The 16547-nt window shown below is 74.7% G+C and carries 15 protein-coding genes; 4 read left to right on the top strand and 11 right to left on the bottom strand.

Translation table 11 applies throughout. The features are described from left to right. Positions 1-52 precede the first annotated feature (52 nt). The 3 genes from AC3EVP_RS08680 to AC3EVP_RS08670 form a co-directional block, all read right to left on the bottom strand. Positions 53-859: an SAM-dependent methyltransferase gene (locus AC3EVP_RS08680; RefSeq protein ID WP_435127798.1), complete on the bottom strand. Its 807-nt coding sequence runs from the start codon at positions 857-859 to the stop codon at positions 53-55. A 76-nt stretch (positions 860-935) separates the two neighbouring features. After that, positions 936-1538, bottom strand: coding sequence for a GNAT family N-acetyltransferase (locus AC3EVP_RS08675; protein WP_435127796.1), 603 nt, complete (start codon positions 1536-1538; stop codon positions 936-938). 142 nt (positions 1539-1680) lie between these two features. Then, positions 1681-2685, bottom strand: a complete 1005-nt coding sequence (locus AC3EVP_RS08670; protein ID WP_435127794.1) for an NAD(P)-dependent oxidoreductase — start codon at positions 2683-2685, stop codon at positions 1681-1683. Positions 2686-2751: 66 nt separating this feature from the next. On the opposite strand from AC3EVP_RS08670, the gene AC3EVP_RS08665 reads away from it, so the two are divergent. From AC3EVP_RS08665 to AC3EVP_RS08650, 4 genes are all read left to right on the top strand, one after another. Beyond that, entirely contained in the window at positions 2752-3432 is a 681-nt protein-coding gene (locus AC3EVP_RS08665) for a GNAT family N-acetyltransferase (RefSeq protein WP_435127792.1), read from the top strand. A gap of 115 nt (positions 3433-3547) precedes the next feature. Next, positions 3548-4135 (top strand): TetR/AcrR family transcriptional regulator, encoded by a 588-nt coding sequence (locus AC3EVP_RS08660; RefSeq protein WP_435127850.1) that lies wholly within the window; start codon positions 3548-3550, stop codon positions 4133-4135. A 246-nt stretch (positions 4136-4381) separates the two neighbouring features. Continuing rightward, positions 4382-4891 (top strand): universal stress protein, encoded by a 510-nt coding sequence (locus AC3EVP_RS08655; protein ID WP_335982414.1) that lies wholly within the window; start codon positions 4382-4384, stop codon positions 4889-4891. A gap of 159 nt (positions 4892-5050) precedes the next feature. Next, positions 5051-6895: a S9 family peptidase gene (locus AC3EVP_RS08650; protein WP_435127789.1), complete on the top strand. Its 1845-nt coding sequence runs from the start codon at positions 5051-5053 to the stop codon at positions 6893-6895. On the opposite strand, the gene AC3EVP_RS08645 is transcribed toward AC3EVP_RS08650, so the two are convergent. The 8 genes from AC3EVP_RS08645 to AC3EVP_RS08610 form a co-directional block, all read right to left on the bottom strand. Continuing rightward, positions 6875-7846 (bottom strand): SURF1 family protein, encoded by a 972-nt coding sequence (locus AC3EVP_RS08645; protein ID WP_335982416.1) that lies wholly within the window; start codon positions 7844-7846, stop codon positions 6875-6877. The genes AC3EVP_RS08650 and AC3EVP_RS08645 overlap by 21 nt on opposite strands. Before the next feature lie 189 nt (positions 7847-8035). Beyond that, the gene (locus tag AC3EVP_RS08640) at positions 8036-9433 is read right to left on the bottom strand and encodes a hypothetical protein (RefSeq protein WP_435127786.1); all 1398 of its coding nucleotides are present in this window, start codon (positions 9431-9433) and stop codon (positions 8036-8038) included. Next, positions 9430-10101 carry a SigE family RNA polymerase sigma factor gene (locus AC3EVP_RS08635; RefSeq protein WP_435127784.1) on the bottom strand — a complete coding sequence of 224 codons (672 nt, stop codon included), beginning with the start codon at positions 10099-10101 and terminating at the stop codon, positions 9430-9432. Before AC3EVP_RS08635 ends, AC3EVP_RS08640 begins: the two co-directional genes overlap by 4 nt. Positions 10102-10421: 320 nt before the next feature. After that, positions 10422-11696 (bottom strand): aspartate kinase, encoded by a 1275-nt coding sequence (locus tag AC3EVP_RS08630; protein ID WP_202234598.1) that lies wholly within the window; start codon positions 11694-11696, stop codon positions 10422-10424. A gap of 218 nt (positions 11697-11914) precedes the next feature. Then, positions 11915-12730: a DUF5063 domain-containing protein gene (locus tag AC3EVP_RS08625; protein ID WP_435127782.1), complete on the bottom strand. Its 816-nt coding sequence runs from the start codon at positions 12728-12730 to the stop codon at positions 11915-11917. Next, positions 12723-13322 carry a recombination mediator RecR gene (gene recR, locus AC3EVP_RS08620; RefSeq protein ID WP_335982420.1) on the bottom strand — a complete coding sequence of 200 codons (600 nt, stop codon included), beginning with the start codon at positions 13320-13322 and terminating at the stop codon, positions 12723-12725. Before recR ends, AC3EVP_RS08625 begins: the two co-directional genes overlap by 8 nt. 132 nt (positions 13323-13454) lie before the next feature. Further along, positions 13455-13790 carry a YbaB/EbfC family nucleoid-associated protein gene (locus AC3EVP_RS08615; RefSeq protein ID WP_435127779.1) on the bottom strand — a complete coding sequence of 112 codons (336 nt, stop codon included), beginning with the start codon at positions 13788-13790 and terminating at the stop codon, positions 13455-13457. 295 nt (positions 13791-14085) lie between these two features. Continuing rightward, the gene (locus AC3EVP_RS08610) at positions 14086-16497 is read right to left on the bottom strand and encodes a DNA polymerase III subunit gamma and tau (RefSeq protein ID WP_435127777.1); all 2412 of its coding nucleotides are present in this window, start codon (positions 16495-16497) and stop codon (positions 14086-14088) included. Positions 16498-16547: the final 50 nt, after the last annotated feature.

Raw genomic sequence — 16547 nt, 5'->3', positions numbered from 1 at the left:
GCGGGAGTCCAGGCGGCCGGGGTCAGGCAGGGCGGGGTGAGGCAGGGCGGGTTCAGGTGGCCGGGGTGAGGGTGAGGTAGGCGATGCCGAGGTAACCGCGGTAGCCGCGCAGCCAGTTGGCGCGGTGGGCGTCGAGGCGGGCACGGGTCTCGGCGGCGAGCGGGTGGCCGGGGTGCGCGGCGAGCCAGTCCTCGGTGTCGGACTGGTAGCCGGACTCGAAGGCGTCCCACTCGTCGGCGTTCGCGGTCTCGATCCAGGAGGGGCGGAACCCGGCGGCCACCGCGAGGTCCACCAGCCCGGCGAGGTCAGGCAGTTCGCCGGCGGACGCCCCGGGCCACATCGCGGCGAGCCGGTCCGGCGGCGGGGGCTGCTCCCAGAAGCCCTCGCCGTACAGCACGCGGCCGTTCGGGGTCACCAGGCCGCGCAGAGCCTCAAGTGCCGCCTTGATGTGGCCGGGTGGGCTCTGGTCGGTGAGCGCGTGCCCGGCACCCAGGCACAGGACGAGGTCGGCGGGCCCGCGGGTGGTGCCGATGCCCGACTCCTCGACGAAGGCCACGCGGTCGGCCAGGCCGCGCTGCTCGGCGGCCGCACGGCCGCGCGCGAGGTCCTCGGCGTTCAGGTCGACGCCGACACCGGTCGCGCCCGGCACCGCTTCGAGCACCGGGAGCATGAACGCGCCCCAGCCGCAGCCGGTGTCGAGCACGGTCCGCGGCGGCGCGGTGCCGGCCAGCCGGTCGATGATGGCCGCCGCACGGGCGTCGGAGAGCGGCCCGTGGAAGGTCAGCCGGGTCAGGCGCGGCGGTGTGCCGTGGTCGTTGCCGTGGTCGTTGTCGTGATCGCTGCCGTGGTGCTGGTCCATGGGCGGGCACGCTATGCGGCCGACCGGGCCGACCGGAAGCGGTTTTCGACCGGCCACCCGGAGGCGGGCGCCGCGCTCAGCCCTGGGCCGGGGTGCGCGGCTCGCGCCACATCGGGTACATGTGCGGCCCGCCGGGCAGTTCCACCGCGGTGCCGAGGAATCCGTACCCGAGACGCTCGTACAACCCGCGGCTGCGCGGGCTGCTCGCTTCGAGGTACGCCGGCAGCCCGTCGCGGTCGCACCGCCGCAGCGTGTTGTTGACCAGGGCGGCGCCAACGCCTCGCCCGCGTACGGACGCTGCGACGGCGATCATCATCAGGTACGCGTGGGCGCGGTCCCTGGGGTGGGTCGCCGAGGTGAGGCGGGCGATCTGCTCCACCCGTTCGTTGCCGGGGTCGACCGCCTCGCGGAAGCGCGCCGGGTCGTCCGGGTCACCGTGGTCGCCCGCCTCCACCGGCACCCACAGCGCGCACCCGGTGCCGTCCTCGGTGACGTCCGTCCAGCCCTCGGCGAGCGAGATGTCCAGGAAGGCGCCCATCAGGGTGCCGTGGCTGCGGCGGAACCGCTCGGGGTCGGGGAACACCCAGTTGCTCACCGGGTCCTGCGCGAAGCCCTCGTCCAGCAGCTTCACCACGGCCGCCCGGTCGTCCGCCCCGGCCCTGCGTATCGCCACACCCATCGCGCGCCCGCCTTCCGTCCGCCGTCGGTCCGTCCGCGTTCCGTCCTGGCCGCGTCTGTGCGCCCCCGGTGTCCCGTCCCGCACCTCGCAACACGTAAGGGGCGGGCGGCGGTTGCAGCCTATGCGGTGGGCGGCGGCGCGGTCAGGCGGTTCGGGAGGCGGCGGCTTTCCCGCCCTGGGCTCCGGGCTGGGCCTCGTCATGTGCTCCGGTCCGCGCCTGGCCGCGGGCTCCGGGCAGCGCCTCGGTGCGGGCCTCGAGGGCGCGCAGCACCGCCACCATGTCGGCCCCGCCGTGGCCGAGTTGCGCGGTCTGGGCGAAGAGGCCGTGGCAGACGTCGAGCAGCGGTGAGGCGATTCCCGCCTGCCTGGCGGCTGCCGCGATCAGCTCGTTGTTCTTCAGCACGTCCAGCACCCCTGCCTGCACGGCGAAGTCGTCGTCCCTGAGCTTCGGCGCCTTCATCCGGGAGACCCCGCTGGCCATCGGCCCGGCGTCGACCACGGCGAGGAAGCGCTCGCGGTCCAGCCCGTGCCGCTCGGCGAAGTGGAACGCCTCCACCAGCCCGGTGACGGTGGTGATCAGGAAGATGTTCACCGCCAGCTTGGTCAGCAGCGCCTCGGGCACGTCCCCGCACACGAACACCTCGTGGCACATGGGCGCGACCAGCTCGCGTACGGTCCGGACGTCCTCCTCGTCCCCGGCGAGCATCGCCACCAACCGCCCCTGTTCCGCGGGCACCCGGGAGCCCGAGACCGGCGCCTCCACGTAACCGCCGCCCGCCGCACGGATGTCGGCGCCCAACTCCCGGGAGTACTCCGGCGCGGTCGTGCCCATGTGGACGATCACCCGCCCGGCCACGCGCGCGGCGAAGTCCGGGGTGCCGCGGCCGAGTACGGCGTCCATGGCGGCGCCGTCGGAGAGCATGAGCAGCACCGTACGGCAGCGCCGGAGCACGTCGGCCGGGTCCGCGGCGACGCTCGCCCCGGCGGCGCGAAGCGGCTCGCACCGGTCCGGGCTGCGGTTCCACACCACGAGCGGGACGCCGGCCCGGGCGAGGTTGAGCGCCATGGGCTGCCCCATCACGCCGAGGCCGATGAACCCCGTACGGCCGCCCGCGCCTCCCGTACCACCCGCGTGACCTGCGTTCATCCCGGTCCTCCCCGCCTCGTCCGCCCCCGCTTGCGATCTATGACAGCCGTCATAATACTGGGAGCTATGACGAACGTCATAACGGGTGCGGCGTCGAGTACGCCCAGCCCCGGCCCCGGCCCCGGCCCCGCTCTCCGGTGGCGGGTCGAGGCCGTACGACCGCAGGACGGCCCCGTACTCGACGGGCTCTTCGCACGCTGCTCGGCCGAGACCGTACGGCTGCGCTTCTTCGGCCGGCTGCGGGAACTGCCCCGCTCGTACCTGGACGCGGTGCTCGCCGGCCGACCCGAGCGGCATGACGCGGTGATCGCCTACCCGCAGGGGCCCTTCCCGCCCGACAGCCCTTCGGCGTACAGCAGTTGCCCGGCGCCCGTGGGGCTCGGCAGCCTGGCGACGGAGTGGGCGGACGGCCCGGGAGCGGCGCCGTACCCCTGCCCCCTGGGCGAGTTGGGGCTGCTGGTGGTCGACGGCTGGCAGCGTCGCGGGGCCGGCGCGGCCATGCTCGACGTGCTGTTCGACCGGGCCCGGGCGCGCGGCACCCGGCTGGTGTCGGCGTCGGTGCTCCCGGGCCGGCAGGCGCTGCTGGGCACGCTGGGCCGGCGGCTGCGGCCGGTGCGGATGTCGCGCGCGACCGACACGTTGACCGGCGTCTATAGGCTGGACCCGGCGGAGTGGACGGAGGCGGGAGACGGTGGGAGCGGACACGGCGAACGCGGCGGGCACGGCGGACGTGGGGAACCCGGCTGACGCGGCGGACGCCGCCGCGACGGTGGACGGGTCGGGGAGCGGCGACAACTCGGCGGCGGGCGGGTCCGATCGGGCAGGCGGCCCGCCGGCGCGTACGTACGGCCCGCGCGAGCGGATGGTGTTCAGCGCGGCCCAACTCATCCGCCGCGACGGGGTGAACGCGACCGGCATGCGCGAGGTGGCCGCCCACGCGGGTGCGCCGCGCGGCTCGCTCCAGCACTACTTCCCCGGCGGCAAGGAGCAGTTGGTCAACGAGGCGGTGGCGTGGGCCGGCCGGTACGCCGCCGGGCGGGTCGACCGCTTCCTGGCCGAGGTGGCCGAACTGGCCGAGCCGTCGCCGAGCGCGCTGTTCACCGCGATGGTCGGGCAGTGGACGCGGGAGTTCGACGCCGACGGGCTCCGCGCGGGCTGCCCGGTGGCCGCGGCGACCGTCGACTGCGCGGAGTCCGCCGCGTCCACCCGCGAGGCCGCCGCTGCCGCCTTCGCCACCTGGAACGCACCTCTCGCCGCCGCCCTCACCGGCCTCGGCGTACCCGCCGCGCAGGCGCCCGCGCTCGCCACCCTCATGATCAGCGCGCTCGAAGGGGCCCTGCTCATCGCCAGGGCCGAGCAGTCGCCCGCGCCCCTGCACACGGTCGCGCGCGAGCTCGGCCCGCTCCTCGACCTGCGCGCGGGGCTGCCGGAGCGCCCGGCCGCGGACTGAGCCGCCCGCGGCCCGCCGCACCACGCCCGCAGCCCGCCGCGCCACGCCCGCACATGCGCCGGCGTCCCGCACGCACATCCGCGCCCTCGCCCGCCTCATCCGGCAATGCGCCGTTATGTCCCCTAAAGTTGCCCTGGAACAGGAACAGGAACAGGAACAGGAACAGGAAGTGGCAGGGGCCGGGCCGCGCGCCCGGCGGCGGATTCCGCGGCCCGACCGCGGGACACAGCGGGTAAGGAGCAGGCCATGACGGAGCCGGCCGCCGAGCAGAGCGAGGCCACGAGCGCGCCCACCAGCGAGTCCGCGACGGAGCACGGGCGCATCGTGGTCGGCGTCGACGGCTCCGACCCCTCCCTGCACGCGCTGCGCTGGGCCGACCGGCAGGCGGTGCTGACCGGGGCGACGCTGGAGGCGGTGACGGCGTGGGAGATGCCCGCGTCGTTCGGCTGGGGCGGGGCGGTGCCGGGCCTCCCGGAGGACTACGACCTGGGCGCGTCGGCGGCGCAGGCGCTCCGCGAGGCGATCGAGCAGGCGCTGCCGCCCGCCCGTGCCGCCGAGGTCAGCCCGGTCACCGTCATGGGCAACCCGGCGCAGGTCCTCCTCGACCGCGGCGAGGGGGCGGAGCTGATCGTGGTCGGCGTCCGCGGCCGCGGCACCTTCCGCGCGACGCTGCTGGGGTCGGTGAGCCACACCGTGACGCTGCACGCGGCCTGCCCGGTCGTGGTGGTGCGCGGCGAGGCGCAGCAGGCCGACTGAGCCGGACGCACCCGGACCCGCCACTCCGATCCGCGGCTCCGATCCGCCACTCCGTCCCGTGGCTCCGGCCCCGCGCTCCGACCCGCGGCGCCGCGAAGTTATCCACAGGCTGTGCGGGGAGCCGCACAGAAGTCGGGCGCGGCGGAGCATGATGGGGTCATGAACGAGATCACCGGGTCCGCCGTCGGGCCCATGTCGGAGACCGGCGCCATGCCGGCGTGGGAGACGCGGTTCCGCGCGCCCCGGGTGGGGCTGCCGGAGTGGGCCGAGGACGCCCCGGACCGCAGCCTGTTCGTGTCGAACGTCACGGGGACGTACGAGCTGTACGCGTGGGACCGCACCACCGGCGGCCGCCGCCAGGTCACCGACCGGCCGAACGGGACGACGGACGGCACCCTCAGCAGGGACGGCGCCTGGGTGTGGTGGTTCTCCGACACCGACGGCGACGAGTTCGGGGTGTGGATGAAGCAGCCGTTCGGCGGCGGCGACGACATACCGGCCGCACCCGGCCTGCCCCCGTCCTATCCCGCGGGCCTCGCGCTGGGTGTCGGCGGGCTGGCCGTGATAGGCCGCTCCAGCGACGACGAGGGCACCTCCGTGCACGTCGTGCCCGCGTCCGGCGAGGCGTACGAGATCTACCGGCACCCGGAGTCCGCGGGCGTCGGCGACCTCTCCGAGGACGGCACGCTGGTCGTCATCGAGCACACCGAGCACGGCGACGCGATGCACAGCGCGCTGCGGGTGCTGCGCGTCTCCGACGGCAGTACCGTCGCCGAGCTGGACGACACCGACGGGGGCCGGCTGGAGCTGGGTCTGGACTGCCTCGGCTTCGCACCGGTGCCCGGCGACACCCGCCTCCTGGTCGGCCACCAGCGCACGGGCCGCTGGCTGCCGATGGTGTGGGACGTGGCCGGCGGCGAGCAGACCGAGCTGGCCTTCGACCTGCCCGGCGACGTGCACGCCGAGTGGTATCCGGACGGCTCCGCGCTGCTGGTGGTGCATGACTTCCACGCCCGCGGCGAGCTGTTCCGGTACGACCTGGCGGACGGCTCGCTGACCCGGCTGGACACCCCGGCAGGCAGTGTGGGCGGGGCGACCGCGCGGCCCGACGGAAGCGTGGAGTACCTGTGGTCCTCGGCCGCGCAGCCGCCCGCGGTGCGCTCGACGGCGGGCGGGATCGTCCTGGAGGCGCCGGGGCTGCGTGCCCCGGAGTCGGTGCCGGTGGAGGACGTGTGGGTGGAGGGCCCGGGCGGGCCGATCCACGCCCTCGTGCAGCGGCCACCCCGCCCGGCCGGCGAGGAGGACGCGGCGCCGGCGCCGTTCCCGACGGTCTTCGAGATCCACGGCGGCCCCACCTGGCACGACTCGGACTCCTTCGCAGCGGGCCCGGCCGCCTGGCTCGACCACGGCTTCGCGGTCGTCCGGGTCAACTACCGCGGTTCCACCGGATACGGCCGGGAGTGGACCGACGCCCTCAAGCACCGGGTCGGCCTGATCGAGCTGGAGGACATCGCGGCGGTGCGGCAGTGGGCGGTGGAATCCGGCCTCGCCGACCCCGCCCGGCTGGTCCTCACCGGCGGCTCGTGGGGCGGCTATCTGACCCTGCTCGGCCTCGGCACCCAGCCCGAGGCGTGGACGGTCGGCATCGCCGCGGTCCCTGTCGCGGACTACGCGACGGCGTACGCGGACGAGATGGAGGCGCTCAAGGCCCTGGACCGCACCCTGTTCGGCGGTTCCCCGCAGGAGGTCCCGGACCGCTACGAGGCGTCCTCGCCGATCACCTACGTCGACAAGGTCGCCGCACCGGTCTACATCAGCGCGGGGATGAACGACCCGCGCTGCCCGATACGCCAGATCGACAACTACGTGGAGCGGCTGCGCGCCCTCGACAAACCGCACGAGGTGTACCGGTACGACGCGGGACACGGCTCGCTCGTCGTGGAGGAGCGGATCAAGCAGGTCAGGCTGGAGCTGGCCTTCGCGCTACGCCACGTGGGCGGCTGACCCGACCGGCTCGGCGTCCCGGGTGCCCTCGGCCTGCCGGGTGCCCTCGGGGTCCGGCTCCCCCGGCTCGCCGTCCGCGGCGTGCGGGTCGGGGGCGGCGGGCCCGCCCGGCCGGCCGGAGCCGCCGGGTCCGCCCGGCCCGTCCGGCCCGTCCGGCTGGTCCGGGAGGATGCCGAGCGCGGCGTCGGCCCGCGCCTCGGCCTCCCTGCGGACGAAGCGGAACCACATGAAGACGACGAAGCCCGCGAAGACGAACCACTGCCCGGTGTAGCCGAGGTTCTGGAACGCCTTCAGGTCGAGGCCGCTGTTCGGCGCCGCCGCCGGGGGCACCGCGGTCAGCGGCTTCGCCGGGTGGTTGGCGGTGATCCAGCCGTTGTAGACGGGGTAGGGCAGCACATTGACCAGGGAGGCGCCGCTGATGATGCCGATCTCGTCGGTGGGCAGCGCGCCGCTGGTGTCCACCCCGCTGGTCTCGGTGGTCTCGGGGTACTGCACGGCCCCGGTGACCGTGACCTGCCCGGCCGGCGGGGCCGGCACCCGGCCCTCGCGGGCGGCGTCGGCGGCCTTGCCCGGCAGCCAGCCGCGGACCACCGGGAGGGCGGCACCACCGGACAGGCGCAGCGGGGTGAGGACGTAGTAGCCGTCGTGGCCGTCGAGGAGGCGGTTCGGGACGAGGAGTTGGTGCGCGGTGTCGTAGCGGCCGGTGGCGCTGACGATCCGCCCGGTGTCGTCGCTGCCGACGGTGGCGTCGGTCGTGGGCAGCACCCGCGCCAGGGGCACGGGGGCCGCGGCGGCGGTGCGCTTCTCGTCGTGCTCGGCGGACTTGTGCTGTTCGACCCGCATGTCGAAGCGGCTCAGCTGCCAACTGCCCATGAACACGCAGACCGGCACGGCCAGCAGTGCGAGCAGGCTGACCGCCAGCCAGCGCGGGGTGAGCAGGAACCGGTACACGCCACCACGTTACGGTGCGGGCCCGGGCGGGCCGCAACCGCCCCCGGCGGATGGTCCGGGCCCGCGGCCGCGGTCGGCGCCGGTGCGGCGAACGGCCCTGCTCACGGGCCCGGACCGGCCCCGTACGGCCGGGGCCGCCCCGTACCGCCCCGTACCGCCGTGGGCCGCTGCGGGCCGCGGGCCGGGCCGCTACTGCTCGGCGCCGCCGGTCGACGCGGACTCGGCGATCGCGGCCGTCGTGTAGACGGTGCCCGCGCAGGCGCCCTGGATGACGGGACCGGTGACGACGGGCGCGCCCGCGGCCGGGGTGTGGTCCAGGGTGACGCTGGCCGGGACCGTGGTCGGGGAGGCGCCGTCGGCGGACTGGACGCTGCCGCCGGACGAGCCCGAGCCGGTGCCCTGGTCGCTGCTCTGGGTGCCGGTCGCGGTGGGGGTCGCCGTCGAGGTGGTGGGCGAGGTCGTGGCGGCGGTGCACCCGCCGGTGCCGGTGGTCGGCACCCAGGCGAAGGCGACCTCGTACCCCTGCCCGGGGAGCAGCACGATCGGGGACTCGGACATGGTGGCGGGCAGACCGGAGGCCGGGTCGCCCACGGTGTGGCCGACGACCTGTATGGCGGCCTGGTCGGCCGAGCCGTGCGCCACGGCGCGGATCACGCCGGGGCTGGGCACGGTGCAGGAGCTGGCGGAGACGTTGCTGACGCGGAACCAGCCGTAGACGCGGCCGTCGGCATCGGGGCTGCCGGCCTCGCTGACGCCCTGCCCGAGTTGGGTGCTGGAGCAGTCCGGCACCGCGGCGCCGGTGACGGGCGGGGTGGTGTGGTGGCCGGTCGACCGCCCGGACGGTGTGCGCGTGCCGTCCGGCGAGTGGGTGGCCTTGTCCGAGGGGTCCGCCTGGCCGCCCTTGTGGTGGCCGTCGGTGCCAGGGGCGAGCGAGTAGGAGCTGCCCACGCCGACCGGGGCGGCCGCGGTGTGGCCGGTGCGGTGGGCCACCCGCAGGACGGCGGGCACCGCCACGCAGACGAGCAGCGCCGCGGCCGCGGCACCGAGGATCGCCTGCCGGCGGCGCTGGCGGCGCATCGGTACGGCCCGCCGCAGGTGCTCCAGGGCGTCCGGGGAGGCGTGCAGCCCGTCCACGGCGCGGTGCATGAGGACGCGCAGCGCGGCCTCGTCCGCGGTGAGGCCGTCGTCCAGGCCGCTCTCGCCGTCGGCGCCGCCGGGCGTCACGTCGGGCGTGAACAGGGCGGCGGTGAGGGAGCGGACGTTCACCGTGTCCTCGGAGGCGGCGAAGACGGAAGTGGCCGCGGTCGCGCTGTCGGCGCCGTCGCCGCCCGCGTCGGGCGCCGTCGGTGCCGGCTCCGCGGCCGAATCGGCCGAACCAGCCGAACCAGCCGGAGTGACCGGATCGGCCGGCTTCTGCTGCACGGTCGCGTCGTCCGGCTGCGCGTCGTGCGGGTCTCGGGGGGTCTGCTCGTCCATCTCGAGTGCGTCGTCGGGGCCTTCGGGGCCGTGGGTAGCGCGGGAACCGCCAGGGCCGGTGGGGCCGGTGGGGCCTTCGGGGTTCCGGGAGCCGTACGGAGGTGTCGTCATGACGCCGCCTCCATCGCGACACGCAGCGCGGCAAGGCCACGCGAACCGTACGCCTTCACCGAGCCGAGGGAAATCCCCAGGGTCTCCGCGACCTGGGCCTCGGTCATGTCGACGAAGTAGCGCAGCACGAGGACCTCGCGCTGGCGGCGCTGGAGCGTACGCATGGCCGCCTTGAGCTGGTCGCGCTCCAGGATCTCGTACGCGCCCTCCTCCGCACTGGCCATGTCCGGCATCGGCTTGGACAGCAGTTTGAGGCCGAGGATGCGGCGGCGCAGCGCCGAGCGGGAGAGGTTGACCACGGTCTGCCGCAGGTAGGCGAGGGTCTTCTCGGGGTCACGCACCCGGCTTCGCGCGGAGTGCACCCGGATGAACGCCTCCTGGACCACGTCCTCGCAGGAGGCGGTGTCGTCCAGCAGCAGCGCGGCCAGCCCGAGCAGGGAGCGGTAGTGGGCCCGGTAGGTCTCGGTGAGGTGGTCGACAGTGGTGCCTGCGGCGGCCGTCGTCCCCGCGCCGTCGCGGCTCGCCACGTCGGCGTTCGCACCGGCCACCCGGACCGGCCACGGCGCGATCACCGGCAGCCCGCCGGTCGCCGTACGCGACGGCCGCGCAGGCGCGAGGGTGCCGCCGCGCCGCCCGAACCCCGTCTCGATACCCCATGCGTCCGCCACGCCAGTTGGACACGCATCCCCCCGCGAGGGTTGTACGCGCAAGGCACTTCGCTCGACGGAGTGCCACATATCGCCATGCGTACCAGCTCTTCCTCAATGCCGCGCACTGCCGCGTGCCGCCACGCGGTGCCCCACCTGCACCGACCGCCCCGGGCCGGCGCTCAGTGTGCACCACCCTAGGGGAACGCTGTGAACTCTCCGGCCCCGAGCGCCTCTACGGGTGTGCGTCGACACAAAGACGCTCCCCCGCGGCCGCCGGTTGCGGCCACGGGGGAGGGAATCGTCCGGCACCCGGGTCCGGGCCGGCACCGCGCCCGCGCTCAGCGGCCGGTGCCGCCGTACACGACCGCCTCGTCGCTGTCGCTGTCCAGCCCGAACGCCGAGTGCACCGCCTGCACCGCCGGCTTCACGTCGTCGATCCGGGTGACCACGGAGATGCGGATCTCCGAGGTCGAGATCAGCTCGATGTTCACCCCGGCGTTCGACAGCGCCTCGAAGAAGGTCGCGGTCACCCCCGGGTTCGTCTTCATCCCCGCGCCGACCAGCGACAGCTTGCCGATCTGGTCGTCGTAGCGCAGCGAGTCGAAGGCGATGACCGTCTGCGCCTTGGTGAGCGCCTCGATCGCCTTGTGCCCCTCGGCCTTCGGCAGCGTGAACGAGATGTCGGTCAGCCCGGTGGCCGCGGCCGACACGTTCTGCACCACCATGTCGATATTGATCTCGGCGTCCGCGATCGCCCGGAAGATCGTCGCGGCCTCGCCCGGCTTGTCCGGTACGCCGACGACGGTGATCTTCGCCTCGGTCGTGTCGTGCGAAACGCCGGAGATGATCGCCTGCTCCACTGGCCTGTCTCCTTGGGGGGGTTCGTTGCTGACCCAGGTGCCCGGCAGCCCGGAGAACGAGGAACGGACGTGGATCGGGATGTTGTAGCGGCGGGCGTACTCCACGCAGCGGTGCAGCAGCACCTTCGAACCGGAGCTGGCCAGCTCCAGCATGTCCTCGAAGGCGATCCAGTCCATCTTGCGGGCGGTCTTCACCACCCGCGGGTCGGCGGTGAACACCCCGTCGACGTCGGTGTAGATCTCGCACACCTCGGCGTCCAGCGCCGCGGCCAGCGCCACCGCCGTGGTGTCGGACCCCCCGCGCCCCAGCGTGGTGATGTCCTTCTTGTCCTGCGAGACGCCCTGGAAGCCGGCCACGATCGCGATGTTGCCCTCGTCGAGCGCGGTCCTGATCCGGCCCGGCGTCACATCGATGATCCGCGCCTTGTTGTGCACGGAGTCGGTGATCACACCGGCTTGGCTGCCGGTGAAGGACTGCGCCTCGTGGCCGAGGTTCTTGATCGCCATCGCCAGCAGCGCCATCGAGATGCGCTCACCGGCGGTCAGCAGCATGTCGAACTCGCGCCCCGACGGGATCGGCGAGATCTGCTCCGCGAGATCGATCAGCTCGTCGGTCGTGTCGCCCATCGCCGACACCACGACGACCACGCGGTGGCCGGCCTTCTTGGTGTCCACGATCCGACGGGCGACCCGCTTGATGCCTTCGGCATCGGCGACTGAGGAGCCGCCGTACTTCTGCACGACAAGGCCCACGTGCGCTCCTCGCTCAGGGTGGATCACGGGTGAATGCGGTCGGCCCATTTTAACGAGCCCCTGCCGACCGCCCCGCCCTTATCACATGCTGAGACGCGAGGTTCACCAGTTGATCAGTTCGGCACCGTGGATCTCGTCCGCGCCCGGCCCGCCCGTCCCGGCACAACCGACCAGCGGACCGCCCGTCCCGGACCGCCCGGCAGCAGACCGCCCACCCGTCAGCGGCGGCCCCGGCGGCGCAGCCCCATCGTGCCCAGCTCCGCCTCCATCACCCGGCCCGCCTCCCGCGCCAGCTGCTCCTCGTCCTCGTCGGTGCCCGTGTCCAGGCCGTCCAGCTCGTCCAGCGGGCTGTCCTGCCGTACATGCGCCACCAGCGACTGGAGCGCCCGCAGCGACGCGCTCACCGTCAGCCCCCAGCTCGACAGGTAGGAGAACTGCCACCACCACAGCGCCTCCGACACCCGGCCGGCCCGGAAGTGGCTCAGGCCGTGCGCCAGGTTCGCCACCACATCGGCCAGGTCGTCGGAGATACGGCACGCCACCGGCGTCGAGCGCGGCACGTACGGGTCGAAGACCTCCGAGTACACGTCGATCGGCTCCAGCAGCGTGGCCAGCCGCTGCCGCAGGTCGTCCTCGTCGGGCTCCGGCCCGGCGTCCGGCTCGTACCGCTCGTCCGGCACGATGTCCTCGTGCGCGCCGAGCCGCCCGCCGGCCAGCAGCAGCTGCGAGACCTCCAGCAGCAGGTACGGCACCGCGCTGTCCGGGTCGTCGCCCTTGGCGACCTCGCGGACCGAGAGGATGAAGCTCTCGATCTGGTCGCTGATCTGGACGGCGAACTCGTCCGGCTCCTGCGGCACCGGGATCGGTCCCGGGGCGTCCGGCCGGCCCAGGCCACCGGCCTCGCCCGCGCCCGCCCCGACACCAGCACTGACGCCGGCACCGGCACCCGCGCCCTGGCCCGTCGCGCCTGCTCCCGTCACGCCCACGTTCCCACCGCTCCCGTCTCGGTCCTCGCCCACCGTCGCATCAGACATCCAGCAACCGCCTTCCCTCGAAGGCCCGCCCCAATGTCACCTCGTCCGCGTACTCCAGGTCGCCGCCCACCGGAAGCCCGCTGGCCAGCCGCGTGACCCGCAGCCCCATGGGCTTGACCATGCGGGCCAGATACGTCGCCGTCGCCTCTCCCTCGAGGTTCGGGTCGGTGGCCAGGATCAGCTCGGTGACGGTGCCGTCCGCGAGACGGGCGAGCAGTTCCCGTATCCGCAGGTCGTCGGGGCCGACGCCCTCGATCGGGCTGATCGCCCCGCCCAGCACGTGGTACCGCCCGCGGAACTCCCGGGTGCGCTCGACCGCCACCACGTCCTTGGGCTCCTCGACCACGCAGATCACCGCCGGGTCGCGCCGCGGGTCGCTGCACACCCGGCACTTCTCCTCCTGCGCGACGTTCCCGCAGACCGCGCAGAACCGCACCTTCGCCTTGACCTCGGACAGCGCGTGCGCCAGCCGCCGGACGTCGGCCGGGTCGGCCTGGAGGATGTGGAAGGCGATCCGCTGCGCGCTCTTGGGACCCACACCGGGCAGTCTGCCCAGCTCGTCGATCAGGTCCTGCACCACGCCTTCGTACACGCCGTGCCTTCCTTCGGGGTTCGGTTCGGGGGGTTCGTGGTTTCGGGGGGTTCTGGGGGTTCAGGGGGCCGGGCGCCGAGGTCCAGGCGCCGGGGCGCGGGGCTCGGGCGACCGCTCAGCCGGCCCGCGAGGTCAGAACGGCAGCCCGGGCATCCCGCCCAGCCCCTGCGCGAGCGGGCCGAGCTTGTCCTGCTGGAGCTTCTGCGCCGCCTCGTTCGCGTTGTGCACCGCGGCCACCACGAGGTCGGCGAGGGTCTCGGTGTCGTCGGGGTCGACCGCCTTCGGGTCGATGACCAGCCCGCGCAGCTCGCCCGAACCCGTCACCGTCGCCCGGACCAGGCCGCCGCCCGCCGAGCCGTCCACCGTCGTGTCGGCCAGCTCCTGCTGGGCCGCCGCGAGGTCCTGCTGCATCTTCTGCGCCTGCTGGAGCAGCGCCTGCATGTTCGGCTGACCACCACCGGGGATCACGGAATCGCTCCTGCCTGTGCCGTCGGTCGTCCACGCCCGAAAACCCTGCGGCTCCACGGGCGGCTACGGGACTGCCGCGTGTTTTACCTGACAGGGCGAGCCTACGTGCTCGTACGGCCCAGCGCCCTACGCCGTACGGAGGATCGGCGCGGCGCACGCCCCTCCCCCGGTCGCACGCGCGCCCGTACCGGAGCCGTAGCCCTGCCCGCAGGACGTAACGCGTACGTGCGGGCCGTACGGGTGCCAGCGGCCCGTACGCACGCCGGGCGCGGGCTCCGGTCGTACGGCCCCGCGCTCAGTCGTTGGTGATCTCCTCGATGACGGTCGCCCCGAGGCCCTTGATGAACAGGTCGTGGCCACTGAGCACGGTGCCGACCAGGTCCGGGTCGTCGTCCTCGGGGATGTCGTCCTCGAGCGGCGGAGGCTCGTCGAAGGGGTCGGACGGGTCCGGACCTGGGCCGCCCGGGCCGCCGGGGCCCGGCGCGGGGGCACCGCCGTGGCCTTCCCGGCGCGGTGCGGGCGGGGCGGGCACGGTCTGGGCCGACTGGGCGGTGCGGGCCGGTGCGTACGCGGCTGCGCCGCCGGGTGCGCCGCCCTGGCCGTACGGTGCCTGGCCGGCGGGGGGCTGGCCCTGGCCCTGCGGCCGGCCCGGTCCGGCGCCGCCGCCCTGGCCGCCCGGCCCCGGGCCCTGCTGCGCCGGGCCGCCGGGAGCCTGCGGCCGCTGCGGGCCGCCTCGGCCACTGCCGCGCGCGTCGCCGCCACCACCGCCACCGCCCGGGTCAACGAGGGTCTCGATCTTCCACCGCGCCCCGGTCACCGTGCCGATCGCCTGCTTCAGCACGTCCTCGCTGTCGCCGTTGGCGAAGCTGTTGCGGGCGCCGGGGTTGTCGAAGCCGAGTTGCAGCGTCTCCCCGTCGAAGCCGACCACCCGGGCGTTGTTGAGCAGCAGAATCCAGGTGAGGCGGCGGTGCTTGACCGCCTCCAGGATCTGCGGCCACAGCTCGCGGACGCGGGTCGGGTCGCCGAGGGGGGCGCTGGGCGCGGCGGGGGCGGCGGCCGGCGGGGTCTGCTGGTGCTGCGGCGGGGGCGGGGGCGGGGTTGAGCCCGCCGGTCGCGAGGGGCCGGCCGTGGTCGGCCACGCGCCCGGGCGGGGGGACCCGTTGGCCGGAGCGGCCGGGGGCACCTGGGCCGCCGGGGCTCCCGGGGCGGCGGCCGTCGGCCACGCGCCCGGGCGGGGGGCCTCGGGTGCGGCGGGGGCAGGTGCCGGTTCAGGGGCCGGGTGCTGCTGGTGCGGTGCTTCCGGCACGGGGGGTACGGGCGCGGCTGCGGGCGCCGGGGTGGGGCTCGGCGCGGGCGCGGGGGGTACGGGGGCCGGTGCGGGTGCCGACGGGCCCGCCGCCGTACGGCCCAGCGCCGCCCGCGCCGCGGCCGCACCGGACGGACCCGCCGGACCGGCAGGTGCGCCGCCGGGTGCCGCGCCCCCTCCGTACGCCGGGCCCCCTGGGTACGCCGCATCGCCAGCGGGCGCCGCGGGGGCACCGCCGCCGAGGCTGACGCCGCGCTCCAGCCGTTCCAGCCGCGCCTGCAACGAGCGCTCGTCGTCGTACGCCGCGGGCAGCAGCACCCGGGCGCAGATCAGCTCCAGTTGGAGCCGGGGGGAGGTCGCGCCGCGCATCTCGGTCAGCCCGGTGTTGACCAGGTCGGCCGCGCGGCTCAGCTCGGCGGCGCCGAAGACCGACGCCTGGGCCTGCATCCGCTCGACCACGTCCCGGGGCGCGTCGATCAGCCCCTTCTCCACGGCGTCCGGCACGGCCGCGATGATCACCAGGTCGCGCAGCCGCTCCAACAGGTCCGTGACGAACCGGCGCGGGTCGTGCCCGCCCTCGATCACCCGGTCCACGATCCCGAAGACCGCCGCGCCGTCGCCCGCCGCGAACGCGTCCACCACCTCGTCGAGCAGCGCGGCGTCCGTGTAGCCGAGCAGCGCGGTGGCCATGGCGTACGTCACACCGTCCGCACCCGCGCCGGCCAGCAGCTGGTCCATCACCGACATCGAGTCGCGCACCGAGCCGGCGCCGGCCCGCACCACCAGCGGGTAGACCCCGTCCTCGACCTGGATCGCCTCGCGCCCGCACACCTCGGCGAGGTAGTCCCGCAGCGTCCCCGGCGGCACCAGCCGGAACGGGTAGTGGTGCGTACGCGACCGGATCGTGCCGATGACCTTCTCGGGCTCGGTCGTCGCGAAGATGAACTTCAGGTGCTCCGGCGGCTCCTCGACCACCTTCAGCAGCGCGTTGAACCCCGCCGACGTGACCATGTGGGCCTCGTCGATGATGTAGATCTTGTACCGGCTCCCGGCCGGCCCGAAGAACGCCTTCTCGCGCAGGTCACGGGCGTCGTCCACACCGCCGTGCGACGCCGCGTCGATCTCGATCACGTCGATCGACCCCGGGCCGTTGCGCGCCAGGTCCCGGCAGGACCGGCACTCCCCGCACGGCGTCGGCGTCGGCCCCTGCTCGCAGTTCAGACAGCGGGCCAGAATCCGCGCGCTGGTCGTCTTGCCGCAGCCCCGCGGCCCGCTGAACAGGTACGCGTGGTTGACCCGGTTGTTGCGCAGCGCCTGCTGCAACGGGTCCGTGACGTGCTCCTGCCCGATGACCTCGGCGAAGGTCTCCGGGCGGTAGCGGCGATACAGGGCAAGTGACACGCCTCCGAGGGTATCCGGGCCCACCGACACCGCGCCCCACCCCGAGGTCC

The organism is Actinacidiphila sp. bgisy144 (assembly GCF_057708105.1).
Note: the sequence above shows the minus strand (reverse complement) of the source record. Positions and strands in the feature narration are given on the sequence as shown.